General features: G+C 40.4%; 25 protein-coding genes. 24 read left to right on the plus strand and 1 reads right to left on the minus strand.

Annotated elements, in window-relative coordinates; all coding sequences use genetic code 11:
• Nucleotides 1-26 precede the first annotated feature (26 nt).
• The 3 genes from JQN59_RS24205 to trhN all read left to right on the plus strand — a co-directional run bounded on the left by JQN59_RS24205 (nt 27) and on the right by trhN (nt 4,901).
• A complete protein-coding gene (locus JQN59_RS24205) occupies nt 27-494 on the plus strand; it encodes a hypothetical protein (RefSeq protein WP_276182536.1) in 468 nt (155 codons plus the stop codon).
• Nucleotides 495-638: 144 nt separating this feature from the next.
• On the plus strand, nt 639-1,694 hold the full coding sequence (gene trhU, locus JQN59_RS24210) for an IncHI-type conjugal transfer protein TrhU (protein ID WP_181231580.1): 1,056 nt from the start codon (nt 639-641) through the stop codon (nt 1,692-1,694).
• Between the two features lie 18 nt (nt 1,695-1,712).
• Complete coding sequence (gene trhN, locus JQN59_RS24215; protein ID WP_000776701.1) at nt 1,713-4,901, plus strand: IncHI-type conjugal transfer protein TrhN; 3,189 nt, start codon at nt 1,713-1,715, stop codon at nt 4,899-4,901.
• 28 nt (nt 4,902-4,929) lie between these two features.
• Here the strand turns inward: trhN and JQN59_RS24220 are convergent, their stop codons facing one another.
• Complete coding sequence (locus tag JQN59_RS24220; RefSeq protein ID WP_000771834.1) at nt 4,930-5,802, minus strand: hypothetical protein; 873 nt, start codon at nt 5,800-5,802, stop codon at nt 4,930-4,932.
• A gap of 179 nt (nt 5,803-5,981) precedes the next feature.
• Between JQN59_RS24220 and trhI the strand changes: the two genes are divergently transcribed.
• The 21 genes from trhI to JQN59_RS24325 all read left to right on the plus strand — a co-directional run bounded on the left by trhI (nt 5,982) and on the right by JQN59_RS24325 (nt 26,282).
• Entirely contained in the window at nt 5,982-7,766 is a 1,785-nt protein-coding gene (gene trhI / locus JQN59_RS24225; RefSeq protein WP_000517885.1) for an IncHI-type conjugal transfer helicase TrhI, read from the plus strand.
• 394 nt (nt 7,767-8,160) lie between these two features.
• Nucleotides 8,161-9,033: a hypothetical protein gene (locus JQN59_RS24230; protein WP_000041927.1), complete on the plus strand. Its 873-nt coding sequence runs from the start codon at nt 8,161-8,163 to the stop codon at nt 9,031-9,033.
• A 57-nt stretch (nt 9,034-9,090) separates the two neighbouring features.
• Complete coding sequence (locus JQN59_RS24235; protein WP_000120822.1) at nt 9,091-9,468, plus strand: hypothetical protein; 378 nt, start codon at nt 9,091-9,093, stop codon at nt 9,466-9,468.
• A gap of 60 nt (nt 9,469-9,528) precedes the next feature.
• Nucleotides 9,529-10,506, plus strand: coding sequence for a hypothetical protein (locus tag JQN59_RS24240; protein WP_000810361.1), 978 nt, complete (start codon nt 9,529-9,531; stop codon nt 10,504-10,506).
• A 57-nt stretch (nt 10,507-10,563) separates the two neighbouring features.
• On the plus strand, nt 10,564-11,622 hold the full coding sequence (locus JQN59_RS24245; protein WP_000063335.1) for an ATP-binding protein: 1,059 nt from the start codon (nt 10,564-10,566) through the stop codon (nt 11,620-11,622).
• 131 nt (nt 11,623-11,753) lie between these two features.
• Entirely contained in the window at nt 11,754-11,927 is a 174-nt protein-coding gene (locus JQN59_RS24250; protein ID WP_001176645.1) for a hypothetical protein, read from the plus strand.
• A 63-nt stretch (nt 11,928-11,990) separates the two neighbouring features.
• On the plus strand, nt 11,991-13,118 hold the full coding sequence (locus JQN59_RS24255) for a DUF3150 domain-containing protein (RefSeq protein WP_000174396.1): 1,128 nt from the start codon (nt 11,991-11,993) through the stop codon (nt 13,116-13,118).
• Between the two features lie 77 nt (nt 13,119-13,195).
• Nucleotides 13,196-15,202 carry a VWA domain-containing protein gene (locus JQN59_RS24260; protein ID WP_000762700.1) on the plus strand — a complete coding sequence of 669 codons (2,007 nt, stop codon included), beginning with the start codon at nt 13,196-13,198 and terminating at the stop codon, nt 15,200-15,202.
• A gap of 72 nt (nt 15,203-15,274) precedes the next feature.
• A complete protein-coding gene (locus tag JQN59_RS24265) occupies nt 15,275-15,496 on the plus strand; it encodes a hypothetical protein (protein WP_000192120.1) in 222 nt (73 codons plus the stop codon).
• Nucleotides 15,497-15,609: 113 nt separating this feature from the next.
• On the plus strand, nt 15,610-16,842 hold the full coding sequence (locus JQN59_RS24270) for a DUF7146 domain-containing protein (protein WP_000220379.1): 1,233 nt from the start codon (nt 15,610-15,612) through the stop codon (nt 16,840-16,842).
• A 269-nt stretch (nt 16,843-17,111) separates the two neighbouring features.
• Nucleotides 17,112-17,633, plus strand: a complete 522-nt coding sequence (locus JQN59_RS24275) for a hypothetical protein (protein ID WP_001011130.1) — start codon at nt 17,112-17,114, stop codon at nt 17,631-17,633.
• A 78-nt stretch (nt 17,634-17,711) separates the two neighbouring features.
• Nucleotides 17,712-18,590, plus strand: a complete 879-nt coding sequence (locus JQN59_RS24280) for a hypothetical protein (RefSeq protein ID WP_000762003.1) — start codon at nt 17,712-17,714, stop codon at nt 18,588-18,590.
• 69 nt (nt 18,591-18,659) lie between these two features.
• The gene (locus JQN59_RS24285; protein WP_000691119.1) at nt 18,660-19,595 is read left to right on the plus strand and encodes a hypothetical protein; all 936 of its coding nucleotides are present in this window, start codon (nt 18,660-18,662) and stop codon (nt 19,593-19,595) included.
• Between the two features lie 68 nt (nt 19,596-19,663).
• Entirely contained in the window at nt 19,664-20,584 is a 921-nt protein-coding gene (locus JQN59_RS24290) for a hypothetical protein (protein ID WP_000991697.1), read from the plus strand.
• A 66-nt stretch (nt 20,585-20,650) separates the two neighbouring features.
• The gene (locus JQN59_RS24295; protein WP_000472041.1) at nt 20,651-21,589 is read left to right on the plus strand and encodes a hypothetical protein; all 939 of its coding nucleotides are present in this window, start codon (nt 20,651-20,653) and stop codon (nt 21,587-21,589) included.
• Between the two features lie 171 nt (nt 21,590-21,760).
• On the plus strand, nt 21,761-22,717 hold the full coding sequence (locus JQN59_RS24300; RefSeq protein WP_000149830.1) for a hypothetical protein: 957 nt from the start codon (nt 21,761-21,763) through the stop codon (nt 22,715-22,717).
• Between the two features lie 263 nt (nt 22,718-22,980).
• Nucleotides 22,981-23,256 carry a hypothetical protein gene (locus JQN59_RS24305; RefSeq protein WP_001004201.1) on the plus strand — a complete coding sequence of 92 codons (276 nt, stop codon included), beginning with the start codon at nt 22,981-22,983 and terminating at the stop codon, nt 23,254-23,256.
• A gap of 44 nt (nt 23,257-23,300) precedes the next feature.
• Nucleotides 23,301-23,891, plus strand: a complete 591-nt coding sequence (locus JQN59_RS24310) for a hypothetical protein (RefSeq protein ID WP_000578891.1) — start codon at nt 23,301-23,303, stop codon at nt 23,889-23,891.
• 338 nt (nt 23,892-24,229) lie between these two features.
• Entirely contained in the window at nt 24,230-24,766 is a 537-nt protein-coding gene (locus JQN59_RS24315; protein WP_000107167.1) for a hypothetical protein, read from the plus strand.
• Nucleotides 24,767-24,782: 16 nt separating this feature from the next.
• On the plus strand, nt 24,783-25,229 hold the full coding sequence (locus JQN59_RS24320) for a hypothetical protein (RefSeq protein ID WP_000549069.1): 447 nt from the start codon (nt 24,783-24,785) through the stop codon (nt 25,227-25,229).
• Between the two features lie 90 nt (nt 25,230-25,319).
• The gene (locus JQN59_RS24325) at nt 25,320-26,282 is read left to right on the plus strand and encodes a DNA replication terminus site-binding protein (RefSeq protein ID WP_000119428.1); all 963 of its coding nucleotides are present in this window, start codon (nt 25,320-25,322) and stop codon (nt 26,280-26,282) included.
• The last annotated feature ends 7 nt before the right edge of the window (nt 26,283-26,289 follow it).

A 26,289-nucleotide genomic window follows, 5' to 3' on the forward strand; every position in this document is an offset into this window, starting at 1 on the left:
TTTCTGACACATGGAAAAATCAATGGATGGTCGACCTCCCTCCTGCCCAGGAACACAAAGAATTTTTAATTGACCCTACAGTGAGGGTCACTCAGGACGTAAAAGATAAGCAGGGCCGTGTAATAGCTTCCGCCGGTGAGTTGATTAATCCACTTTCGAGATTTCCTCAAAACCTGACGATGATAATTTTCGATCCACTCAATCCGGGCCAGCTGGTATGGGCTGAGCAGCAGTATCGACAACGTCTGGGTAGTGGAAAAGTAATGCCAATGTTTACCCGTATCCAAAAAGATAATGGATGGGATCACCTAAATGATTTACGTGAAAAATTTAACGGTAAGGTGTTTAAAGTTAACGAACAGATCATCTCACGCTTTCAGATTAAAAACACACCTGCGCTTATAACTACTGACCAAGATAAATTCCGGATCACCCTGTTTAGCGAGGCAGAAGTCCGTGGTATCGGAGCCCCAAATCTTTCAGAGGAAAAATAAGATGAAACTCGGATTTATTATAGGCGCTCTCTTTGCAACATGGCTGACGCTAAATTATCCGGACCAGATGAGAAGTTATTTTACCAAAGCCGTCGACTATATCGAAAGTGTTGCAACATTTATTACATCCAAGTGAGCATGATGGTGAAAAAATTCAAAAAGTTACTTTTAGAGTTCATTGTAGCAGTTATGCTTTCGCTTTCTATACCGGGTATGGCTATGGCAGCAGATGCTGGAGTCCCTGGGGCTATGTGTCAGTCAGCTGGAGTGTGGCAGGGCTTGATTAAGAATATCTGTTGGAGCTGCATTTTTCCCATGAGGATAATGGGCATAGGGGCAGCTCCAGAAGGCGCTGCTCCTTCACGTCCGGGTTGCTACTGCACAGATCAGAACGGCGTACCGGAAATAGGTTGGCAATTGAGCTTCTTTCAGCCGGTGAAGATTGTTGAAGTTGTAAAGAGCCCCTGGTGCAGCCCCTTTCTTGAAGGCACGATGCTTCAAAAATCGCAGTTTGATATTGGTAAAAGCAACACAAATCAGCCAATGACAGCAACTGAAGCCGGATTTTACGATGTTCATCTTTGGGAGTTCCCAATCATGACAATGCTCAAATTACTGATTATTGGCGAGTGCACTGCTGAACCCTATATAGATGCCAGCCTGACCTATATAAGCGAAGTGGACCCTATGTGGGAAAGTGATCTGCTTACACTCGTCCTGAATCCAGAGGCAGTAGTTTTTGCAAACCCAATTGCCTCAATGGTGTGCGCTGCTGACTGTGTAGCAGTAACAGCAGGAAAGGATAATCTCGCTGCATACTTTTGTGCCGGATGCGATGGCAACCTTTATCCATTAACCGGCCACATTTACGCAAATGATGACGCTGTAAGGACGAGTTCACTGATAACCCAGCGTCTTCTGACTAAACTACATCGCCAGGGAATGCTGATGCGAACGATGGGAGCAGACGCAATGTGTGAGAAAACGTGGGAATACTTTACACCTCGTTCCCAGTATCGGCTTTCAATGCTTTTCCCAACTCCTGAGGCGAAAGGGCCGGATTGCTGTCATCGTCTTGGTGATTCGGTACATGACTGGTCAACCCTTAAAGGTGGGCGCAAAAAAATAGGCAATGATAATTATGTCTATATGTTGTGGCGTTACAATGACTGTTGCGTCAGATATATACCAGGCGCTTGATTTCTAAGGGTAAAAATAATGAAACTTAGAAAAACGATAGCTTCAACTATTATTGCATCAATGATTGCCAATACTATGAGTTGGGCTTTTTATATCTCTCTCATAAATATGGTAATGACTCCTCGTATTTATGCGGCAGACGCTATATTTGACCAGCTCGAAAGTAACTTTAATCTTGCTAATCCTAACGCAAATCGCAATGCGACAACCAGTGCTCAGGACATTGTTGAGAAGTACAAGAATGCGGATTCAGGCGAGAATGTCAGTGGGAAGATCACCGAGAAATACGTGGGTAAAGCCGAATCCGCTAATCTTAATCTCGGAAAGTATGGGGCAGGGAACTCAAATGAAAGTGTCATGAAAAATGCCGCATCCGATGGAAAGTCCATTGGTAGCGCCGTACAACTGCCGAGTATGTCTGGAGGGACAATCAATTCAAACTATACCAAGGAAGGGGCAAAGCTGCTCTCTCGGGATGCTAATGGCAACATTGGTATAAGCAGTAATCCCAATACTACTCCTGGAACCAAAACAAATACCGGAGAGATTTTCAGCTCAGAGCAAAAGCACAGCGATATTAAGTTCAATGCCGCAGATCGTTATGGGGATGAGGATGGCTTTGTAAACGATATAAAGAATCGGAAAAGCCAGTTATTTGATGCTCAAAGTTATGATGGCGTTGCCTACCGCACCCTCGTAAATGCTAACAAGGACAACCCGGCATCATCTATAAAGCCTAACGATCCCATGTTTACTGCGGGGAGAAATGAGATAACAAATGCTGTTGCTGGTACTGGAAACTGGCTTCAGAACTGTAATGTTGAGACCTCTAAAAAAACAGTAACCACACACTATCCTGATTACAAAGAGTTCTACTGTAACTCGCCTAAGCAAGATAACTTCAGCAGCTGCACGATAACCCGTGATTTTTCAGTCCCTGTTTACATTTCAGGCGGAAACGGAGACATGTCGATGTGCGGCGATAATTGTGTGCGTATATGGTTTGGTCGCCGTGATGACAACTACTGGAGTGACGGGGTATATGATAACGAACTGACATTAAAATTCCATCCGGATGCAAAATTGGCCTCAGCAAAGATTGTTAACGCGGAGTGGGATGACCACATGCGGGTAACACTTGATGGCACGCAGATTTTTGCTCACATAGATGGTGCATATCGAGAAAGTGACTATCCGGCTCCTAAGGGATCTTGGGAGTTAAAAAAATCGTGGAAACTCGACAAGGTTTACGATGTGACTGATAAGGTCAGAAAATCGGTGTATGAGGAGCCTGATCGAGAAGTGACAATGGCATCCAGAGTATGGGTTGGTGGGAAGGGTGAAGGGTATTTTGAGGTTGAGCTGACTTTTGAAAATATGAAGCTCGAAGATAAGCACGTCCAGGAACCAGCTGGTTGTTACGATGCTGTACAAGCTCCGAATACATTCTGCCGTTTCGATCGGTTTAAAGATATGGATGTTGGCACAAAACGGCTTCCGGAAAGCGTGCTTTCATTGGCAAAGCCTCTGTATGAAGGTGATAAAGGATTTCTTACCTGGAAGACAAACCTTGAAGGCTACTTTTGTGATCCATTGGCCAAAGACAAAATTTGCTCTTATGACGCTAGTGGAAAAATTATGAAAGACGCTAATGGAAAGGACCTCTGTTACAACTATGAAGAAATAAAGAGTATGCCTGATGCATGTAGTGCTTATAAAAATGATGCAGCATGTGTACTCGATAAACAAACATGTGCAGAGGGTTGGTTCGATGAGGGCACTAACAGTTGCTACATGTATGAACAGAAATACACCTGTGACAGAGGGAAGGATGTAGTTCGGGAGGTTGAATCTTCTACAAATGCCTGTGTTGGCATGATCCCATGTTCAGGTGGAACATGCGAAACTGGGCCAAAGGAAGAGAACAACGATTTTGGAAAAGTTGCGGCTTATTCAAACATGGTTCAGTACATGCAGGGCGAAGCCAAATGCGAAGACCCTAACGATGCCAATTCATGTTCCGTCTTTGAAGGAAAACCTGAATGGTGTGGTCGTTCAGTAGGCTTTGTAAATGGCCTGGCAAAGACGGACTGCTGCGAAGCACCACAGGGAACCGCAGGAGCACTTGAAGGTATCATGCTTGCCGGATCTATGATCAGAAACACAAACTGGACCAGAGTTAATGCTCAGCTAATAAAATGGACCGGCGGTGATACAGGTACATGGGCTTCTATGTCTAATGCGGTCGGAGAGTGGACTGCATCAGCTGGTAAAACAGTAGGGCAAATGTGGAACAACGTCACGAGCTCCTTAACGAGCGTATATGAAAACGTCGCTGGTAATCTAAGCAGGGCAGTTGGGTCTTCCGCAACTTCTGGAGGGGCAGGAGGTGCTGGCCAGTTGGCACAGGAAACAATGTCCAGCTTCGGTATAGGTCAGCTTAAGCAGATGGCAATGAAGAAAGCCTACGAATTGCTACCAGATACAGTTCGTGACTTTGTCTTTAAGAACGTTGCTACTACCGGAGGAGAGGTTGTCTTCTCGGCTGCGGTTCAAAACTTTATGCTTGCATTAAACGTGATCGGTTGGATTTATACAGCCTATCAGGTCACTAAAATGCTTTTAGAAATGTTGGTAGCATGCGACCAGAAAGAGATGGAAGCTTCTATTCATAAGAATCAAAAATCCTGTTTTACATTAGATACGGAACGATGCGTCAAATATCTGAATGTTGGTTTCACAAAGAAATGCGTTAAAAAAGCAACAGACATGTGCTGTTATAATTCCATGTTGTCACGCGTTATTATGCAACAAGCTTATCCGCAATTAGGAATAGACCCTGTCGCCTCTAATTGCGTGGGGCTATCAATAAAGCAAATACAGCAACTGGATTTCGATAAAATTGATCTGACGGAGTGGATTAATGATGCAGTTCAGGTAGGAGAAGTTCCTGATCAATATTCAAAATTCTCCGAAGAATCAATTGTGGAAAACTTACCATTCCAGAATGAGAACTATCAACTTCCATCAGAACGTACCAAGGAAGCAATGGGCGGTGAAGAAAATATGATAAAGGCCAGACAAGAAAATGCTCAGGCTATAAAAGAGGAAAATGTAGATTGTAGCTATTTACCTCGACCGGCCATATGTGAGGTAGGTTCAACTACGCTGGATCCGGTTACGGGCAAGCAGTTGCCGAAATATTGAAGAAGGGGCCGTTAGGCCCCTTTTTTAATTACTTGGCTTTCAATGTTTTTTCTGGGAAGCCTTTTTTACCGTATTCACCGGTAAAGAGGTAATAATCTTTTCCGTTGATGGAGGCTGCAACACCCCCTGGAGTTGTTGTATTTGGGCTATCAGAACGGAAAATGATACCCGAAAAATCAGCGCTTGTTTCGTTTCCTTTAAATGGGATGAACACATAACGAATTACAGCGTAATCACCAGCGGGAAGGTTTAGCTCAGGAATTTCGGTTCCTGTTGCGGGGCGAATCGCCTGAAAGCTGTACATTGAATCTGTAGGGAAAACATCAGCATCAGGCTTAGAGGGCAGATCACAGGTACTCCATTTATTGACGACTGCCATATCAATTTTACATGTGGCCAGAGCTGCTTTCTGTTTTTCAGGGTTGTATCCAAATGAGGCCTGAGTTGCTTTTGTATGCTCAAAAACATACTTAGCTCCCTCACGTACCAAACTTTCATCATTGTAAGGCAATTTTTTTGGATTGGGGACGAACACTAGGTATTGATTGACCTGGATGTATTCGGCGTCAGAAGAACTGTACAAAGAGCTGAGGCTCATGATCCCAAAACCTTTTAGACCGCCTGTTACGTAGCCCATCGAACTATTGATGAGATACTTAGAAAGAAAGTTGTCGGCATCCCCTCCAGGAGTAACCTCTTGCTCCTTAAAATTAACGTCGAAACCAGCAAACGAATAGGCATTCTTGGCGACAGAATCATTTGCATTAGCATGCCAGTACTGGCCGTGACTGTACGCATTCAGAGCGGTGCCTGGCGTAGTGCCGGTGTCACCGGCACAACCCGATAGGGAAAAACCAATGACGACAGAAGAGACCAGAGATACTAAACGTAAAAGTTTCATTTAAAGCCCTTTTTGTAATGTCTTTTGGAGATGGAACCATTATTCCATAGTCACGCGTTTCACAAACAACCTGATTGCATAAAAAAGGAAAAAAAGTGATTTCCAGTAGAACCAGCAGTACACAAGAAAAGCGCTTTTATAAAAATGTATAATTATTAAAACGAAGTAATGAGGTTGAAATGGGTAAGCCAACAGAAGAGCAAAGACCTGTTATCGAGAATGCTAGCGCAAACAATATGGTGATAGCAGCGCCTGGATCAGGCAAATCGTTCACCATGATAGAAGCGGTTATATCGATTCTCAAAAAGTATCCATATGCAAGAATCGGGATGGTGACCTTTACTCGCGCTGCAACAAACGCACTTGCAGCAAAGTTACAAAAGCGATTGAGCAAGAAGGATCTTGACCGGGTGCTGGTGGATACTTTTCACGGACTCGTTAAGAAGCAACTGGACATGATTCGCTGGCCGGGAAAGATGTTGATAGGGCCAGCACAGAGATCTGTCATTCACCGGGCTTTGAAAGAATCCGGTGTAACGATGAAGTTTGCTGAAGCTGAATTCGTTATTGATGCTATCGGCAGAGAAATGGATACGGATGTGATTTCAGTTCGGCATAACAGACAACAGATCCATTTGTTTAATACCTATCAGGCGTTATGCCAGAAAGACCATGTGGCGGACCTCAATGCTCTTTCAAAATTTGTTGTCGGTCAAATGCATTCGGGAAAAATGCGCACGTTAGATTTGACACATTTGATAGTAGACGAAGTTCAGGATACTGACTCTATACAATTCTCATGGATAGCATTGCATACAAGAGCTGGAGTCTATACGAGTATAGTTGGAGACGATGATCAGGCCATCTACTCCTTCAGATCCTCAGGAGGAGTCAAAATATTTCAACAGTTTGAAAAACACTTCAGACCTAACATATTTTACTTAAACACATGCTTTAGGTGTGAACCTGAAATTTTAGAGGTGGCCGGAGCACTGATAGGAAAGAATGTTTACCGTTATGCCAAAGAGTTACGCTCGGCAAAAAAGGGAGGGGGAAAGGTCACTTTTCGTTCATATGTAGATATGGAGGAACAGATACAGGGTATTTTAAGCCTTATAAATCAGGATCCACATGGATGGGCAATTCTAAGCCGCAATAATGCTCACTTGGATGAGCTAGAAAGTTTGATCGAACAGCCAGTAATTCGTTACGGAGGTAAATCATTCTGGGATGAAAAAGAAACAAGCGATGTGTTAAGCCTTATGGCCTTTTTCCGACAATCAAATGATCCTCGCTTAATGAAGAGAGTATTGGCATTGTTTGGAGAACAGGAATCAGTTTTGGATGAAGTGGCATTGAGTATGAGAGGAAGAAAAGTTACTTTTGGCGACCTTGCCATCCCGGAGGACAGTTCTCTCGAAACAAAAACATTACATTCAAACTTCGTGCGCTTTACCCAGGAAAGTTCTGATAAAGTTGAGATAGCAAAACGTTTCGCCAACCTTACGAAATGGATGGAATCGTCGTCAATCAAGATGAGGAGTAATAAAGGTACAGCAACCTTAACAAAAATTGCTTTAGACACTTGTAAACAGTGGGCAGAAAAGACTGGTTGGATGAATATGATAAATCGTGCTGCTGCAATGTCATTAGGCCCTAGGAAGAAGGACGAGGAATACAGCCCAGAGAAAGTAGTCCTATCAACCTTGCATGGTTCAAAGGGTCTTGAGTGGAATAAAGTAATAATAATGAGTTGTAATGCGGATCAGATACCAAGTAAAAGATCAGTTGGGGAGGAGGCAATAGAAGAAGAAAGACGTTTGCTTTATGTTGGATTTACGCGTGCAGAAAAGCAACTTTTTGTAATGTGGTATGGTGATCCTTCTTTCTTTTTAAGAGAATGCAGTGAAGAAAAGATAAAAGAAGCAGCTAATATTCGAATTTCTCCACTTTATACAGAATAATTCGATATGGGCATTTACTTATGCTTAAAGCTATAGTATAAAAACAATGAGCTTAAATATCAGCTCCCAAATTTGAGTAACTTTGCTTAAAGTTACTTTCGCGTTAAGCGTTGATTTAGCCGTGAAAAGCGGCCAGCTTAAACAAGCTGTAAGACACCACCGGCAAAATGTCACCTTTGTCGCTGGTGCACTTCCCATGCCTGCAAAAGGCAATCTGAATTTACCAAACCGTAACTAATTTAGCTCCTCCTGGGGCTATTTTTGTTGCGTACTTCTAATGCCAGATAGTATAAATCAGGCGGTTCATAGCTTACGGGAGATGAATGACAGGCTTTGCCTTCGTGTTGAAACAAAAATTTGTTTCTTCCTTCTTACTATATATAGGTGACCCCAAATGTCTAAAAATAAAGCTCGCAGTAAAGCCCTTCATCAAACCTTTAGTGAAATTATTCCAGAGATGGATAAGGCGCTAAACAAACAGCTCTTAGAAGTTCTGATGAAATATACAGAACGTGATAATGAACTGATTGTTATTTTGAATGAGGACGGCCCAAATATCATTGAACTTAAGTCTCTTAAGCCTGTGTCTTTGTTGGCCGAAAAGCTTTCTGCTTATTCAAGCTATTATCATGTGGATGTTGTGGAGCTCGTGGTCAAGAAAATTGATTTCGAAGGAGCTTATAAGCTTCTTAAAGCTTCCCCAGATGTACCACTTTTTAAAAGCTTAACTGAACTGGATAAATATCTTGTTGAGGAGTTTGAAAAATACGGATTAAATTCATTTCTTGACGTGGATAATCTGGATTACTCACTTGAAAAAGCCAGTGAACTCAAAAATGAGCAGTTAATAAATTGGGTTTCGGACATCATTTGCAAACGTGAAAAATTAACTTTACGTAAGCGTTTTGATGTCGCAGTAAAGGCCCACTACGAAAATGTAGAAAAAATGTATGATACCATTCGTCCGTTAATGAAAAAACTGGGTTTCCCAGAAGATCTCATGACGCACACCTTTAGTGAGTTAAGCGTTTTTGAAACTAAAGGATGGGACCATGCAATAAAATCGAAAATTGAGACTCTCGCTAAGCGTGAAACTCAATATTTAGATGATGCGGCTAAAGCAGAGAATCGACGTCTTGTAACAGAGAAGTTGGAGAACTCTTTAGCGATTGCACCAACTAAACCAACAAGAAATTGGTTACATATTGCCGGAATTGCCTGTTTGGTAGTCTGCACGTTCATGTATGTAACTAATAAATTTATTTAATCCTGTTAAGGGGGAACCCTAACGGGGCTTCTCTTTGAACAAATCGAGGAGCGGAAAATGTCATATCTTGAATATATCAATGAAGTAAAAGTGTCCGGGATAGTTATCAGTGCTGTGGAGAAAAAAATGACTGACCAGAGTATAGGTTTGTTAATAAAGCTCAAAAATAGGATGAAGACAGAAGTTGATGGTGAAATCACTGAGAGAGAATTTTCAGTTCAAATCAAGGTGTCGCCTGAAATGTATTCAACCTGTTTCACTGGTATAAATCAGGGTGATGAGTTGATGGTCTCCGGTTATATTGTTGTCGATACTATTATGATTGAAGGGAGAGAACATCCTCTTGACTACATGAGAGTGGTAGCAACAAGTAAGTTGGCTCACATACCTAAACCTCTAAAAGGTTTTGGACAAAGTAGCTTTAATCAGATCTGACATTAAACCCACCCTAAAGGGGAGAAATCCCTTCATGGGATTTCTCCTTTTGGAGTCCCCATGAAACAAAAATTTAGGGCTACTGCAATAAGTAGTAATCAACTTAGTTTTTTTTCTATATTCGATATAGATGAAGATGAAATAACGCAAATAGTTGATTCACCCAAAGAGCATTTAAATGATGCATACACGTCCGGATTAAACTTTAAATCAGATGAAAGTAACATTTCTGAGATAAATTATGATTCTGAAAGGCGTGAAAATCACCTTTATGAAAAATCCAAATTACTTAAAAATCAGATTTTGCATACAATTAATTTTGCAGCAGAAACAGATTATCTATATTCGGTTGAAGAATATAACCCAGATTTGGGTGGTCTGGTAATAGAATGGACCCCTGAGGATGTGTATGTTGTTTTTCTATCCGCTATGGAAGAGTCTTTGGAAATCATTAAAGAACTAGTGTTGAGGAGAAAGTTATTCTTCAAAGATGACAATGGTAATATCACAGTGAATCCACTTTTAGAAGCTGAAACACGGTGGTATATGTCAAAATCATTTGAATACACTTGTTTATCTCATGGACTTGATGCATGTGAATTTAGAGCGGAATTAAAATCATGGCTCTATTATCATTCGCATCGTTCGATTAGTGAAAACACGAAATTAGCTGAATGCAGGAATGATGATGAAATCATTTTGCATGATTGCAATGACGATATGGGCTGGGACATCTTCTTTGATCAGGATTATTTAATGTCAGAAAAAAAACTGGCTGTTAAATGGACTGACAGGGAAATTATGGATGTTTACATAAAAGCTTTTAAATCCACATTAGAGTTGTTTGACGAGCTTGTTTCATGTGATCTGTTAACTAAACGAAACGCTTTTGGCAAGTTAGAAATAAATCCAATATTCGAAAATCATTTTGAATGGATCATGTCTGAAGCTTTTGAAATAGTGGGAAATCATCTTGGTTATAATGTGCCTCAAATCAGGAAACTGATGGCAACTATTTGCCAAATGAATCTCAAATAAAATGCCACTGGCAAACATCTGCCAGAGGGCGGTGTTTGCATTTTACCGGAGTTAAAAATGTCTAATGCCGCTATGAAGTTAAATGAAACATCTTCTGATGCTTATGAAAAATTAGAAGCTCTTCTTTCCCCGGATGTTATAAAGTTAAAACATTATGTGGATAAAGGTGAGTATCTTTTAGTTCTAGCAAAGGACCTTTTTGGTATTCCAGAAATGGATCCAAAGATGGCTGTGCCTGTTTTCAAAACTAAAACCTCGTATCGAGCTCCGCTGAACAAAGACTACATACCAAATCCCCGAATACTTGAACAAGTGGTTAAACTGCTTATCAGTCCGGATATAGATTTAAGTGTGTGTCTTAAAGGTGAGTCCGGTTCTGGCAAGACTGAAATGGTAATGTACATTAGCCACATGATGAATTGGCCGCTGACAATTAAGCAGATCAACAGCAATATTCGAGTTGATGAGCTTGAAGGTGAGCGCAGTCTTAATGGTGGTAATACAGGTTTTGTACACAGCGATTTGGTAACGGGATTTCGTAATGGTCACCTCATTCTTCTGGATGAAGTGGACAAAATCGATCCTGATACGGCAGCAAAACTTCACATGCCCATTGAACGTAAGCCCTGGTCACTCAGTGCTAATGGTGGTGAGGTTATAACTGCTAATGGCTACACGCGATTTATTGGTACTGCAAACACAAACATGAGTGGAGGCGCTCGCCGGTTCGTTTCTTCTCAACGTCAAGATGCAGCTTTTATAAAGCGGTTCTTGATAGTTGAAATGGAGAAGCCCGACAAAGTTGCTTTAACCAATGTGCTTACTAAACGATATAGCTCTTTGCCTTTTCAGGTCATTGAGAAGTTCGTAAGAGTAGCGATTGCAGTAAATGACTCTGGTACAGAAGACAGTGTGATGGATATTCGTCAATTAGTAGCTTGGGTTGGCACGTCGATGACGTTAAAAACCTTTAGTCTTCTTGACACTTTCAAAATAGCTTTTGCTTCTGCTTTACCTTTACATGTGGTCGATCTTGTTCTTCAAGCTATAGATCTTTCTCTTGGCGAAGACAAGGATAAATCGCTGGAGTATTTCACAGCAAAAAAGTCGAGTTAGATGGGATTTGTTATGAAACCTCTGATATTTGTATCTCAGAGTTATCCCATCTTGAATTTAGTGCGTTTTTAAGTACGGATGGTGCTGCTACCATTGCTATAGCAAAAAACGGAACTAATTTTACTGGACTTATGCAACTGAATAACGACTATTCTTTATTGTTTTATCATGATGGTAAAATAAATATGGAAGGTCTAATTAAAGAAATGGAATTAAAAGGTTATATGTATCAGGGAGCAATGGGCAATGATGATGTTGCCGCTGAGTTTCCCGGTATTCTTTTAATTGCACCAGAGAAGCTTTAATATCAACCCTATCGGGAAATCTTTCCCGTTGGGGAGGGTTTCCCCTTTTTTTTGGAGAAACCCATGACTTTAAATACTTCAATGCTTAACAAAGTATCTGCAAAACAAATCTCTGAGAATTTTGCAAAATCATATCCAGATTTACTGGAAGGTGCAGTTATAACAAAAATTGAAATAAGTGGCTGTCAAGGATCGCGTCGAACCGATAAAATCGATTTGTCTTATGATGGAGATGATATTACGGATCAAAAAAGCGTATCTAAAAGCGAAGTACGTTGGATTGACATAAAAGCCCTTAGCTTCAAAAGTACGATTACCAGCAGAATATCAACCCTTTGCTCACGCTTGTGCATCCGCTATAGCAATATGTGGATTTTACCAGTTTCCAGTATGGAAGAGTTTCTGGAAGGGGCCCAAGAGATTGAACGAGAGTTTCAGGCAGGTATTCAAAACGTTGTAGACAATTATGAGATGCATATTGAGGCTGAAAAAAATAGAAGCCCAAGAATGTCTTCTTTGATTGATCAGTTGAAATTAACTAAAGATGATTTCATAAAATCCTTTAGATTTAATATTGCTCACTTTATTCCTTTTACGCCTATTAGCGTTGAAGGTGATGAAACCCAGGACTACTATCAGGAACAATTGATAACAGATCTGGCAGAAGAAGCAATGAGGGTTTATGAAAAAATTAGTAAAAATAATAATTTGCGCTCAAGTACTATTGACCGACTGAAGCAAATGCAAAATAAGATCATTAGCTTCATGTTTATACATAAAGAGGCGGCAGTACTTGCAGAAGCTATAAAACACATAATGAATAATTTACCTAAAGGTGCCATTTCTGAACCTCGCGACGTTGCGGTGTTACAGCAGTGGTTTTATTTCATGAGTGATGCTTCAATGTTAAAGCGTATTATTTCAGGAGAGCAAAAGGTTACTGACTGGTTGGAATCTATTACCAGATCATTTAATCAAAGCTCACAAACAGAACCGAACGCGCTACAGAACACAGGTATTGAAGCTATTTTAGATTCAACAAATGTGTTTCAGGTTGAACCTGTCGTAGAGAACGATATAAAAAACAGCACGTTTTCAAACACTGATTCTGTAGCTGAACCTGAGAAATCAGTTTCGCAACAGGAAGACAATGCTGAAAATGGTTTTGATATCGAGCTCAAAGGCTGGTAACTGTTTGCTTTATTAAAAACCCCAGATGGGTACTTCACCATCTGGGTGAGTACCCCTTTTTTATAAAGAGGTATTCTATGAAATTAGATCTTAAATCATCGCCGCGCCATATTAAGCGTTTACAGAATATAGCAAAAGTCATTAGCGGCTTAGGCGATGTAAGAGTTGTAATAGACGACAATACCAAAGGACCGTATTTTGATCCTGTCAATAAAGTTTGTGTTTTACCAAACGGCGATTATAGCGATGATGACTTTGTCAGTCTGATTGAAGGTTTTACCTGTCATGAAGCTGGTCATGGTCGCTATACCGTCAGTGAGGTTTACAGTGACGCCTTTAATAGTGTTCTCATGTCATCTGAAGGGTTTACACGCTTCGATGACGGAATGAATGCAGAGTTTGAGAGCCTCGCTGAGAAACGTAAAGCTTATAGCAGGGCAAAACGTCTTACCGGGCTTATAAATCTGTTCGATGATGTACAGATGGAAGAGAAGGTTGGTAACGATTATCCGGATGCAAAGCGGCGGCTTGCAGCCACTTACGCACTGATGGTTAAAGCCGGAAGGATGACTCCTGATATATCTTCTCGTCCGGAAAATCCTGTCCTATTTATTGAGTGGTATCTGCTTAACTCATTGCGAGTAAAAGTCCTTCAGCAGGTAGGTCACAAAGAAACCCTCGATCCGTTTTTTGACTATGCCCAAAAGATACTTTCTCCAGTAATTTCTGATGTTGAGGAAATTTTTCATGATGCTCTTGGTTGTGAAAATACTCAGGGCTGTGAATCCCTTGCTCGTAAGACCCTGGCTCTTTTAGAGAGACTGCGGGATGAGGCAAAGGAACAACAGCAGCAGACAGAGCAGGAGGAGCAGGAGGCATATGATGAATCCGAGACCGATACCGATACCGAATCAGAAGATAAATCGCTTACGTCGACTGATAGTCGTGAGGATGATTCTGAGGACGATAGTGAAGGTCAGGCAGATACTTCCGATAACGCTGATCTTGCTCAAGAGGGATGTTCTGAGCCTTCAGAACTTGCTGAAGATAACGAGGGAAATAATGAACCCACCGGTGGCAATCCCACGGGTGATAACATTATTGAAGACGATACTGATGCGATTAACCCTTCCGAGAGTGAATCAGATGAAGCCAGTTCGACTAACGTTGAAGATGAAAGTAACTTTTCATCGGCTCAATGGGAGATACTGGCAGATTTGTTGGATGCCTTTCTTAGCAGTGATGAGGATAGCGAAGATTATCACGATGCTTTGGCTAAAGAGATTGAAGGTATTGCATCAAAAGTATCCGATGACGTGAAAGCCGAATTCGGTGCTTCTGAATGGGATATCCCTGATCTCCTTATCGATTTGAATGTTTACAATGAGGCTTTGTCTCTGAGTCATTCAATCGGTAGCGACTTGTCTGTTTTACAGCAGGTTAAAATGCGTGGCCGAAACAAAACTCATGAGCGTGGAATTACCTTCGATGGAAATCGATTAATTCTGTCACAAATGGGAGTTCGTGATGTCTTCAGAGCTCAAAGCGAATCTAAAAATAGAGGGCATGTTGGCCTCGTATTAGTTCGTGATATTTCAGCGTCAATGGCTAATGATGAAAGATATATTCATGCCATTAAGTCAGATCTTGCTTTATCGATGGCCGCTGAAAGTTTGTCAAAAATGCATGTCTCCAATATAGTTTTTCCCTTCAAGGAAAGTGAATTTGAGATTATCAAAACGTTTGATCAAAGCGTTGAGGAATCTCTATCGAAATTCACTCTTGGATGTAAGGGTTATTATACCCCTACGGGATCTGCTTTAATGGCAGCTGTTGATCTGTTACTTGACAGCCAATTCGATAGGAAAATAATTTTTCTTATAACTGATGGTTATCCGAATAAATCGGAATTTACTATCGTCGAAGTTATGGAAAAGGCTAAATGTAATGGAATAGAAATCGTTGGTGTTGGTATTAAGACTGATGAAATAATTGGTTTTGAAACGGACACTTTCGTAACAGTTGATGATACTTCTTTATTGTCTATTGAAGTCAGTAAGCTAGTTCATCAAATACTTTCTTAATAAACTCTACCCAATCGGGGCAAAAAGGCCCCGGTGGGTCTTTTTGCTCCATGAAGGAATAAGGAGCAAAATATGACTCAGATAAAAACTTACCGTGTAGAACATGAAAAAGTCGGTGCGATGCATAAAGTCCGTATTTTCGGACGTGTTGGTGAAGTTATAAGCAATGATAGCCCTCAGGAAAGAATCTTCCGCGAAGTCACTATAGCGGAGGGTAATAGCCAGCAGGCTGCGTTACTTGTAGATAACTACATACAGCGTCTTGAGAATAATGGCTTCACGACTGAAGCATAAATGTTGAGGGCCCCCGGGCCCTCTTTCTTAAATTCTGCGTTGTGGGTTTCTCCCTGTCTTCTGCACCGCAGAAGGCATTGAGAAACTCACAATGCCAGATAAGAGAGATCATCATGACTTATGCATCCCCGGCTCTTCGTCGTAAACCACAGGAAGTATCTGAACACTTTATTAAACTCGTTCATGCTCGAATTGCTGAAGTGTCTGGCTGGAAGTATATATTCGAAAGAATACCTGCTTTCAAAGACGCTTGTGCAAAAGCCCCGAGCCAGGTTCCTTGCCCGTTTACTGGCGCAGGGAAATCGAAGTTTCGTTTCCGGCAAAAAGACCTTTATACCGGATGTGCGATCCATAATGACTTTCCGGTAAATGAGTTTTGCGACGGAATTGATGTTCTGGCGAAATATTATGAATTAAGTAAAACGCAGACTTGCAAAAAGATTCTCTCAGATTTTTTCGGGATGGATCTGCATGCTCCGTTAACTGACGCCGACATTGAAAATGAACGACGCTATAAATCAGCAGTTCGTGCCACAGAAACTCTTGACCGAGAGGAAGTGGCAAAGCGAATGCGAAAACTTGATGTGATGTATCACTATACCGGTGAAATAAAGCCTAATACTCCTGTTGCTTTGTACCTCCGTAATCGTGGGATCTCCCGCTTACTGAGTCACTTACCAAAGGATTTAGGCTTTAATAACCGGATCTACTATTGGGATAAAGATAAGCAGAAATCGATTATCTATCCGGGAATGATTGCAATCTATCGTGACACCCGAGGTCGGCCTCTGACTATCCATAGAACATACGTAGACAAAAACGGTGATAAGGCACCTGTAGAAAATCCAAAGCTGATGATGAAGCCTCCTGCCGATATGACAGGTGGCTCAATTCAGTTGTTTGACCCTCACTATGATTCAGGTAGTTCGACCTGGACACTGGGAGTGGCTGAAGGGATCGAGAATGCGCTTTCTGTTGTAGAAGCGACTTCAACACCATGCTGGGCAGCCAGCTCCGCATGGTGCCTTGAAAACGTTACTGTTCCTGATTTTTTACTGCCTCCGCCGGATGTAAAATATATAAACTTTTATATCTGGGCGGATAAGGATATTGCTAACTCACAAGGCACTCGTGCCGGTATCGAAGCTGCTCAGCGACTTCAAAGCCGCATGGTTGAGTTTTTGGCTAAACGATATCCCGCATCAAAGCTGACAATTGAAGTCTTCGAACCAGCACAAGATATTCCTGATGGGAAAAAGGGTATCGACTGGAACGATGTTCTCCAGTTAACAGGGCAGGATGGATTCCCGATTCACTGGGCTCCTGAATGTCTTAATCAGCTGTAACAACGATAACTCCCCCGCATTTTGCGGGGGGGGTTATCTTATCAATATTATTTTTTAAATTGTATTGATAAGATAACCGCTTTCCTTCGTGATAATTACCTGCCTTTAAGGTCTTTTCACGGCTGAGATGCTTGCTCAGTTAAATAAATGTGCGGTACTACTGGCTATGGTCGGTTGTATGACATGGTTATTCCATAAACTATTAAAACCCATAACGGGAGTATTACCGTTATGGTGATGCTCGTCGTTTTACATCGGAGAGCATTTTAATGAATTTTCAAACTAACGAAGTTTTTAATAAATTTGCTGCTGTTATAAAATCGCGCATCGTCAATGAACCATCGTCATGCTATTTGCTGCATGATAATGAGATAGATATAACGATTTTGAAACATGGCATATTAGAAAATGACAGAAACCTGTTGTACGTAGTTCGTCCTTCAGGAACGTGTTTGTTGCGTTGTGACAAATATTTCTATCCGAAATATTATCTTCGTTGCCGTGGAGATTATAAGTCATTCATATATGTCCATCTTGATCTACATAGTGGTGAAGCTAAAGAAATCACATGGGAGCAAGCAGACGATATGCTGTCTAGTCCAGGAAAACCCCCATTAAAAGGAAATCTTGGACGATTTGAGTATATAAAAGTTGTGGTTGAGGACCTTCGTATTCGAGGTTACGCTGATTATCTTCCTGCGTATAATCTTGATGACCTTCGCCGTTTTGCCTTACAGGACGACCGCCCATCCCTTGTCAGATACATTGACAATGTAATGGCAACGGTCTGATTGGTTGCTAATTGATTTACATATTTTCCCTGATGGCCAACCTGCATCAGGGAGGCCTCAATAACGACTGGAGGCTGTATGAAGTTAGCTACGGACCTGGTAAAAGCTATTTTGATTAGAAATGGTGTTGAACCAGTAAATATAAGCGAATCATCTAAATTATCTTTGAAACAACCACTGACAGAACTTAAATTCAGTTTATATTTGCGAACTGAGCATTTATCTCACTTCCTACCCGGTTATGTTTATTCTATAAAAGAATGTCCACTGTCATATGACATCGGGATCGAAATTCAGAAAATCTTCGAAAGTTTACATTTGTTAAACGAAGAATTTGAATCCCTCGGTTTTGTTTCTGTATGGATAGAAATGCATCAAAGCATTTTTGAACAAAGCCGGTTTAAGAAAAGTAACTTTACTTTTCGGGAGGAAGAGGTCGAGCTTGCTAAAGGGCTTGTTTGTTCTCACAATTCACAAATAAGTAATGCGGCTTATTTCTGGCTTCAGCACTTTGAGGAGTTTATGATTTATGTTCGTAATAAGCTTATCGACCTCTTTCGAGAGGCCTATGACCTGATCCTTGGAATGCAGCAAGTATTTTTCATTCGGGAAAAGGAAGAGCTGTTGAAAACTATAAGTTATGGGGATGACCTGTATGAGGTGAAATTAATGGCGGCTGAGCTTTACTCTATCGAACAGAACTTAAAGTGTTCTGAATCGATAAGTACAAAATCTCAAGCTTCGGCATATATTAACCGCATCCGTGAGTTTGTGCGTTCGGGGTGGAGGCAGGGCTATATAGTCTGCCATCATAAGCGAAGTAATCAAATCTCATCATTGTCATTACCGATGTACTTGAAAGATACGTCAGGCCGAAGTGCTCGAAAGCGAGTAAAACGTCTTATATCTTCTACAGTTTGTGGTAGAAATAAAGATTTAGGTCTTACAGATTTTTAATTAAATTATACCCATGTGGGGATCACACCCCATATGGGAGTGATCCCTTTTTTATTGAGAGAGGATCACATGAAAATTATCGAAAAAATCATTAATGCCTTTTTGGTTGTTCAACATAAAAAAATACAGGTTAAAAACATTACATTTTTAGACAATGGGCAGGGCATGTTCTCTGGTATGTCTTTTGATGCTGATGTTTCACTGGAGTTTATGTATGAATCAGCAAAAGCATATAGTTCTTGTTTCTGTGATATTCCCTTTCCAGGTTTTGAAGATGCAAATCTGGAGGAAATTACGAAATTTCAATTAGATGCTTTGAAGCAAAGAAAGAATCATTCTTTCATTGTTAACCATTTGAGGTTTCCTATAGTTTTAAGGGAAGGGTGCAAAATCGAAAGAGGAGAAGTCTATTCAATTTCGAATTGCACTTATAATAAAGAAAGATTGCAGTATCTTTTTTCTCAGGATATTTACGGTAAGTTGTATAATTCCTTAGAGAAAGAATTAAGCTCGTTTTTCTCATTTATCAATGTTGAGGTGCACGAGTTGTTAAAAGATGCTGTATGCTTTGCATTAAAAATCCTGAATAAGATATCTTTGGATACACCTGAAAGACTTATTAAAGCTTTTAATTATCGTGACTGGTATTGTAGTTACGATGTTGAGCTTTTTAGGAAAGGCTTACCTGGTCATATTCTGGAAGAGCTCATTGCTCCAGATATCTTACTTTCAGACCTTAACGGTTGTAGAAAAATACTTAGAAATGCAAAACGATTTCTAAATGGACATACAAAAACCAATTGTGTTTATATTAAATATGAATGGTGGTTGGGGCCTGTGGATACCTCACACTCAGCTAAGTTGATGTCTGACAAAGAAATTAACAACCGAAGTGACTTGAAGAATTTTTCAAAGGTCTTTTTCAAAGAGTGTTTAAGTTCTGGTAAGTCGGAATATGAAAACCATCTTAGTGAAAAAGAACATGCGCTTCGCTACAATTATTAATTAAAATTATTTTCTCCCATAGGGATTTCTCCCTTTGGGAGAAATCCCTCTATTAAGAGGGTATTTAAATGAATGCGATACAAAAGTTAGTTGAATCTATTCTTGTTAAAATGGGTTTTGTTGGCGCTGTAGTGGAAAATATATATTTGGATTCAAAACCATTTCGGCATATTCGATTTGTGGCTGATATTCCAGTAATATCTTTTCTACCTCATTTGGTGAAATATCTTAAGGGCGCAGACCATCTTTACTGTGGTAACGATGATTTGCATCCTCTTTTCATTTATTTTTCCGAAGCGGCTACATTAAAAGCAGGCCCTGTAAATCTCGCGAACTTTCGTTTTGAAGTTTCTATAGCTTCAACTCATTTACGACTGGTCTCAGAGCAGCCTGATTTGCTTATCAAAGGATTTAACCGGGATAATCTAGAATACGTTTATTACCGCTCAGATTTGGCCTCTAAGGATCTTATACTAGGCCTTGTTGAACACGGTTCTCCTTTCATAAAACATCTACATGGACTTATACAAAAGCGAATTTTAAACGAGTTCTCTCTGATTTTTTCTGTTCTTGAAAAGATTTTAGAAAGCGCGAAGCCACAAATTCTTGCTTGCTTCCATAGTGTTGATTATGAAATGAACGTAAAAATAATAGCCGAAGCTATACCTGAAACTGTATCTAATCAGATAGTCACATCTGATTATATAGTTAATTCTATATCAGATGCGGACAAGTTTATAAATCATGTTCGTCGCTATTTAGCAGGCAGGGTAATGAAGAGGCGGATATACGCTGAATTAGATGTTTGTGAAGAAACATCAAATATTTCACTAGTGAACTTAGGATGCTTTACGTCTCCTCTGCTCGTTACGGAATATCAAATGTTTAAGCCACACTCTTCAGGGTTATATCGAAAAGCTATAAACAACTCCTTAAAACAGTTCAAACCAGAAATGCATGTACCTTCTGAAGAACTCTTTTATAATTAATCTAACCCATCCGGGAACTTGCTTCCCGGTGGGAAGCACTTCCTTTTTAGTCATGAGGTAGTGTAAATGTTTAAAGAATCTGACCACGTGGAATTTGTTAGTGCCTTTCTTTATCAAAATTTAGGCCTTAATGTTCCCGCTGACGATATAACCGTTCAATTATCTGATACTTCGTTCGACAAAGTAACCTTTGATTACGATGTAGATATCGATAATTTAAATTGTATGTTGGATCTCTACATATCTGAACTAATAAAGCACAACGCATCTTACTCCGATTCTATTCTTTTGAAACAAAAAATAATTTATTTTCTTGGAGTATTTAAGAATTTCGGATTTTTTACGTTTGATATTCGCGGATATAGTAATACTTTAAGCCCAGTTAAAGTTATTGATATTGTTTCAATGATTATTAATGACTGTGAAGAGTTATCTAAAGCTAATTCTTCTACTGATGCTATAAGAAATCTTTATCTCGATAAAATGAAGGTGGATGGGAAAGTGTTAGTTGCGAAATTTGCACTTAAACAGTTTTTTCATTCCGACTTTGGTGACTTTATCTCATTTGTCGAGAAAAGAATTACAGATTGTCTTAATGAAACTTTAAGGATTATCAAAGCTGTTGAACATGGCTTTGTACGTGTTGGGCAGCATAAGATTAATCGCCGTATTAATGATGACTTAAAGTTATGCATTGATTTCAATACTGATGATTATCCGGCAAATATGCCAGATATATATATTAAGTTTAACGATACATTTGATGGGAACGGGGCGTTATATTGTGACAATGATGCCCTCATATCCCTCTATACCGATGTTGCTTCAATTATCAATGTGCCGGTGATGATGGAAGTAAGATTGATCAATAAAAGAGGGCGTGTTGTCTGTGATTCTTCGCATTCAACTTACGTATCTCTCGAAAGTAATGACCGATACAGAGTAACTGATCGCACATTACTAATAACTGAAGCTTTTGACGATTTTCGTAACGCGTCTCAATGATCCTTTTGCTTCAGTCCAAAAAAGTAACTTTGGTTGGCTGAAGACACTTGTCTATGACAATGTAAAATCTGTCGCTGGCATCTTCTTTTAGCTTAACCAAACTTTTATCTAACCCAGTGGGGAAGTCGCTTCCCTTCTGGGGCACTTCCTCTCAAATTTGAGGTAGTGTATATGACACATTCATCTGATGATAAAAACTATGTCCGAGCAGTTCTGAGCTATCTTGGCATAGATTTTGATGAGGCGGATATAGTATTAAGTGTTTGCCATTGTCAAAGTGACGAGCTTTCTTTTACCTGTAATATCAAAGCTATTGAACTCAAGAATGCTGTTGATTTATATGTCGATAGTATCTCTGAGAATGAAATAGAAGCTTTAAACAGAGAATCTTTAAAATCTCGACTCTGTTACTTTCTTGAGGTGTTTGACGCAGTCTCTGGTCAGTACCTTGAGATTTCAGGAAAACACTTTGCAACTAGCCGTTTTGAATATGATGATGTTTGTAGTGAAGTTCTTAGCATGTCTAATGATGTTTCTCAGTCGAAAGGTTATGACCGGGATGAATATAACAGACTGATGCAGGTTGATGGTCAGGTTATGATTGCCCGTTTTGCTTTGCAACAGTTCTGGGATACTCATTTTATTGGACTAATAACATTTGTATCTGAGTCTATAACATCGAGCCTCTATAAAGCTTATGAAACTTTTAGTGATATAAGTTTGGCTTGCTATAAACTGAGTGAATATTCTTATTCACGCTCTATCAACAGTGAATTGACCCTTAATATTTCACTTAAAGAAAATGACTTCTGTGAGGACCTATCTGATTGCTATATGGAAGATGAGGCTTTACCTTCTGGTAGGGTAATTTCTCGACGCAACAATGACTCCATAATAAGTATTTATGAGAGCTATGCTGCGGCTTCTTATATTCCGATGATTGCATCTTTGGAAGTCGTTGATGAATACGGCGAAGTGGTTACTGACCTCTGCCATACCGTTTATGTTTCAGAGTTAACCGGTGGGCGGATTAAAATCCACGACCGTAATGACTTAGTATCTGAAGTTTTCGATAACCTAAGAAATTTAAATCTTGCAGTTGGAGATTCAGTTTCACAAGCTGCTTGATTCTTTCCCTGATTTTGATTTTTTCTCACATACTCTTATGGCACGGTTTCCGTGCCTTTTTTTTGCCTCGCTTACAAGCGTCTACTCCTCTTCTACCTATCCCACCTTACATCACCACTTAAAATCTATCTTTCTAATTCCATTATCCTTTTCGTAGCCTCTAATGCTCTGGTATGAACATACTCTTTAAACTCAAAAAAGTGCTATTAACGAAAAAAAATCCCTAAAGAGATTTGTATACTGTTCTCAACCAAGGAGAGCTCATGAATGAACTAAAATCCAAAAACGAGAACAGTACCAAAAGCAACTTTCCCCCGGTTGATAATCAGTTTTGCTTTTACCATGTTGATTTCAGCATAGAACGACTACTTTCAACGGCCGAGGATCTCCAGCTTGAGTACATCTTCCAGAAACCTGGAAGTGAAGTAAGAAAGGATTTGGTTGAGCGATTCGAACGTGGAGAGCGCTTTGTTACAGCTTCACACTGTGACAATTTCTGTGAAATCCTTGGTTGTCAAGGCCATCAGGAAAATGCATAAACCCATAAACCTACATTTCCACTTTTAAGGATGTTCACTAAAGAATGATTGGAGAAAGTATTTTTGACTGGGTAATTTACGGAATATCCATTTTGATATTTGCCTCAGCACTAATTGAAGGAAAGACAACTCGCTACCCAGCACTTTTTTTCTATGGGAGTTTAATTTTAATGTTAATCCTGATAGTTGCTGGAGGCCTTAACTGGTGGTTCTACAGGTCAAAATATGGCGCAGTAATCGTTATCTTCACAGTGGTCTCTTTACTGATGACTCGATTCCGCCTGGTCATATATAAATTAAGATTAAGAAAGTTAGTTTCAGAAATCAGATTTCGTATAAAAACGGGTTTTCGTATAATTCTTGTTTTGTCGGATAATGAGGATGAGCGTAATGTTCTGCTGTCTATGCTTAGCAACGTATTGCCAGAGCAAACGCTTATTCACACGCGTGATGCTCTCGGACCTCATTCAGAGCCTATCCTAAAAGCTCTTGAGCTACATCATCAACAGGGAACAGGTTACATACTCGTCTGTGAACAACAAATCTCAGCGCGTACGTGGTTGAGTATCGTAGAAAATGGGAAACCTGATACATCTATAGCTGTTAATTTTCATTCGATCCCAGAAATGGAGTGATTTTTCAATGAGTAGAACCGTTTCACAAAGTGTCACAGAAGATTGTCTTTTTGATACCCGCACACAAGTCAGATTACAACTAAGTCGAAGCGTTCATAAAACGCTGGCATCTGCTAAAGAAATTTTACAGGGAAGGGGGGTTGATTCGGTCTCTATTGAAGATCTTGTGCGAGCCTGTCTTGAAGAGAACCAGCCAATTGATCTAGCCTCACTTTACCTTGAAAATCTCTTAAAACAGAAAGGTACCAGCATTTGCGATTTTTAGTGTTTTCAAACCTATTAGATAAAATGCCGGTTGTGTTTATATAACATCAATAATTTCATGCAACAGGTAAAACATGAGTACTCAAAAGCAACTTTCCAGAACTACCGGCACTGAACGTATGTTTAAGGAAGAGCTGGCGTTATCCTTAATTTGTTGGGTTTTCACCAGTCCTTTTACCAACTGGACCGATAAAGTCTTCAGTGGTATTGAAGTTCCGTCTGAAGGACCGTCATCATTACGGGGTGAGACAGAAAAATTCTTTCGTTTTGTCGTTAATGAAGAAGGCTACGACGCAGGAAGGGCTGCTATTGGTCTTGACCTATGTTGTTTTTCACTTCCGTTGTGTTTGTTCCCGGACGCTGCCCTGTCTGAGGAAGAGGTTATGAGTAAGTTAACCGGAGAAGTTATCCATGGAATTCTTCTTTCCTTACCTGAGTTTATTGATATGCCAGAAGTGCTCGCTTACCAGGTCAGGGATGAAATTCTTGCTTTTAACACTCGCTGTGGAGACGGGATCTTTCATGGTTGGAACACGGCTTCAGAATTGTGGAAGTTTGAAATCTTTCCCCGCACCACCATCATGATGCAGCATACTTCGGCAATACATTAAAATTAGGCGGGGCAGAATGCATAAAAAACTTTTTCTTCTCGAATGGAAACCCTGTCAGAGCCGCGTATGGGCCGGTTGGATGGCCCTGTGGTTGACTATCAGTTTTCTGATGTTATCTGCCTTGCTTATGACAGATCATCTCCTGAACAAAGTCATCCTGCCGCCAACATGGTTGTTGATCTGGTTTTCGCCAATGCTGGGGTTTTTGATAAAAGTTCGCGTCGTCGAAACTCAACATTTCCTGGAGCATGACCTCTGTGTTGCAGGTTTCTCTTTTTACCGCTGGAAGAGGTTAGTTTCTCCCGGGCTTTGGTCAGTTGACTGTATAAATGGTCGTTTTCGCCTCAATCGGATCACCCAGGTGGGTAAGACTATCCACTATCCATGGCGTCTCCATTATCATCCTTTGTTCATGAGCCCTATCGAACATAAATCGCATGCTGTGAAAGCTGTTTCAAAATGACTTCTTTAGAGGTTTACATGACATTTATGTTCTGCAAGGTCAGCCTGGGCAGCAAAATTGATTGGAAATAACATGAGCCTGGAGAAACGTATGAGTTATGACGATTTGCCCTATTTTCGTGACCAGATTCTGGAACGCATCGACTCGCTCAAGTGTTTTCTTTCGAACACCCCCCCGATGATGGCAAACCTGATGACTGTCTCCACCGTATCTAGAACAGAAGAGCGCTTGAAGCAGGTTAAACCCATCAGGGTTAGTATTAAAGACGATGCTTCGGTTGAGGAAATTATTCAGGCACTTACTGACATCTGTGTGGATGACATAGAGTCATTAAGTCATGATTCCACCAAAGTAACCACTAAATACCCGGGTCTAATCATTGTCCCCGAAAGAGCAGATCTTCTCGAAAGCTTGATCACTTCTATAAACGAAGCAAAAAATGATTTTGCTGCGGCAATGAGGCGTATCGATAATAAAAAGAATGTCCGTTTTGATAAAGTGCACAAGAAGCTCCCGGGCCTTGTCGCTATGCACTCAACAAGAAATATCCTTTTCATCAAGTCCCAGCTTAAAAAAGTTACTTTTTCATGGCGGCTAAACCGAAACCAGGAAGTTAAAACAGCAGAGCAACTTGTGAGTTTGTTGGAGCGCAGGAGAGCCTCAGAAGTAAAAAATGTAGCAACTACCAATTTGAATGTCGTGTCTAATATCGATAAGGCTTTACACCGTCTTGAATTTCACCCACTGAAGCAGGGCGAATCTTATCGCCTTTGTCGAACTAACTCTTTCCCTGTTCCGATTGCTCACATTTTTGCATTTAGGCCTGAAGGGCAGGAACGAAACGGGAATAAATATGCTGAGACTGATTATTCAGTAGTAAAAGCATCCTTGCCCATTTTCGCAGCAGGCAACATACCTCAATTAAAAACGCTCTCTGACTGGGCTCCTGAAAACAGCCAGGGTCCGTCCAACCAACGGAAGCTGAGCCTGAAATATACAGAACTCGTGCCGGGGGCTGAGCTGGGCATTTTCATTGTCAGCCCCGAAAATTAAGGAACAA

Source organism: Citrobacter sp. B72 (assembly GCF_016894305.1).
Taxonomy (GTDB): domain Bacteria; phylum Pseudomonadota; class Gammaproteobacteria; order Enterobacterales; family Enterobacteriaceae; genus Citrobacter; species Citrobacter portucalensis.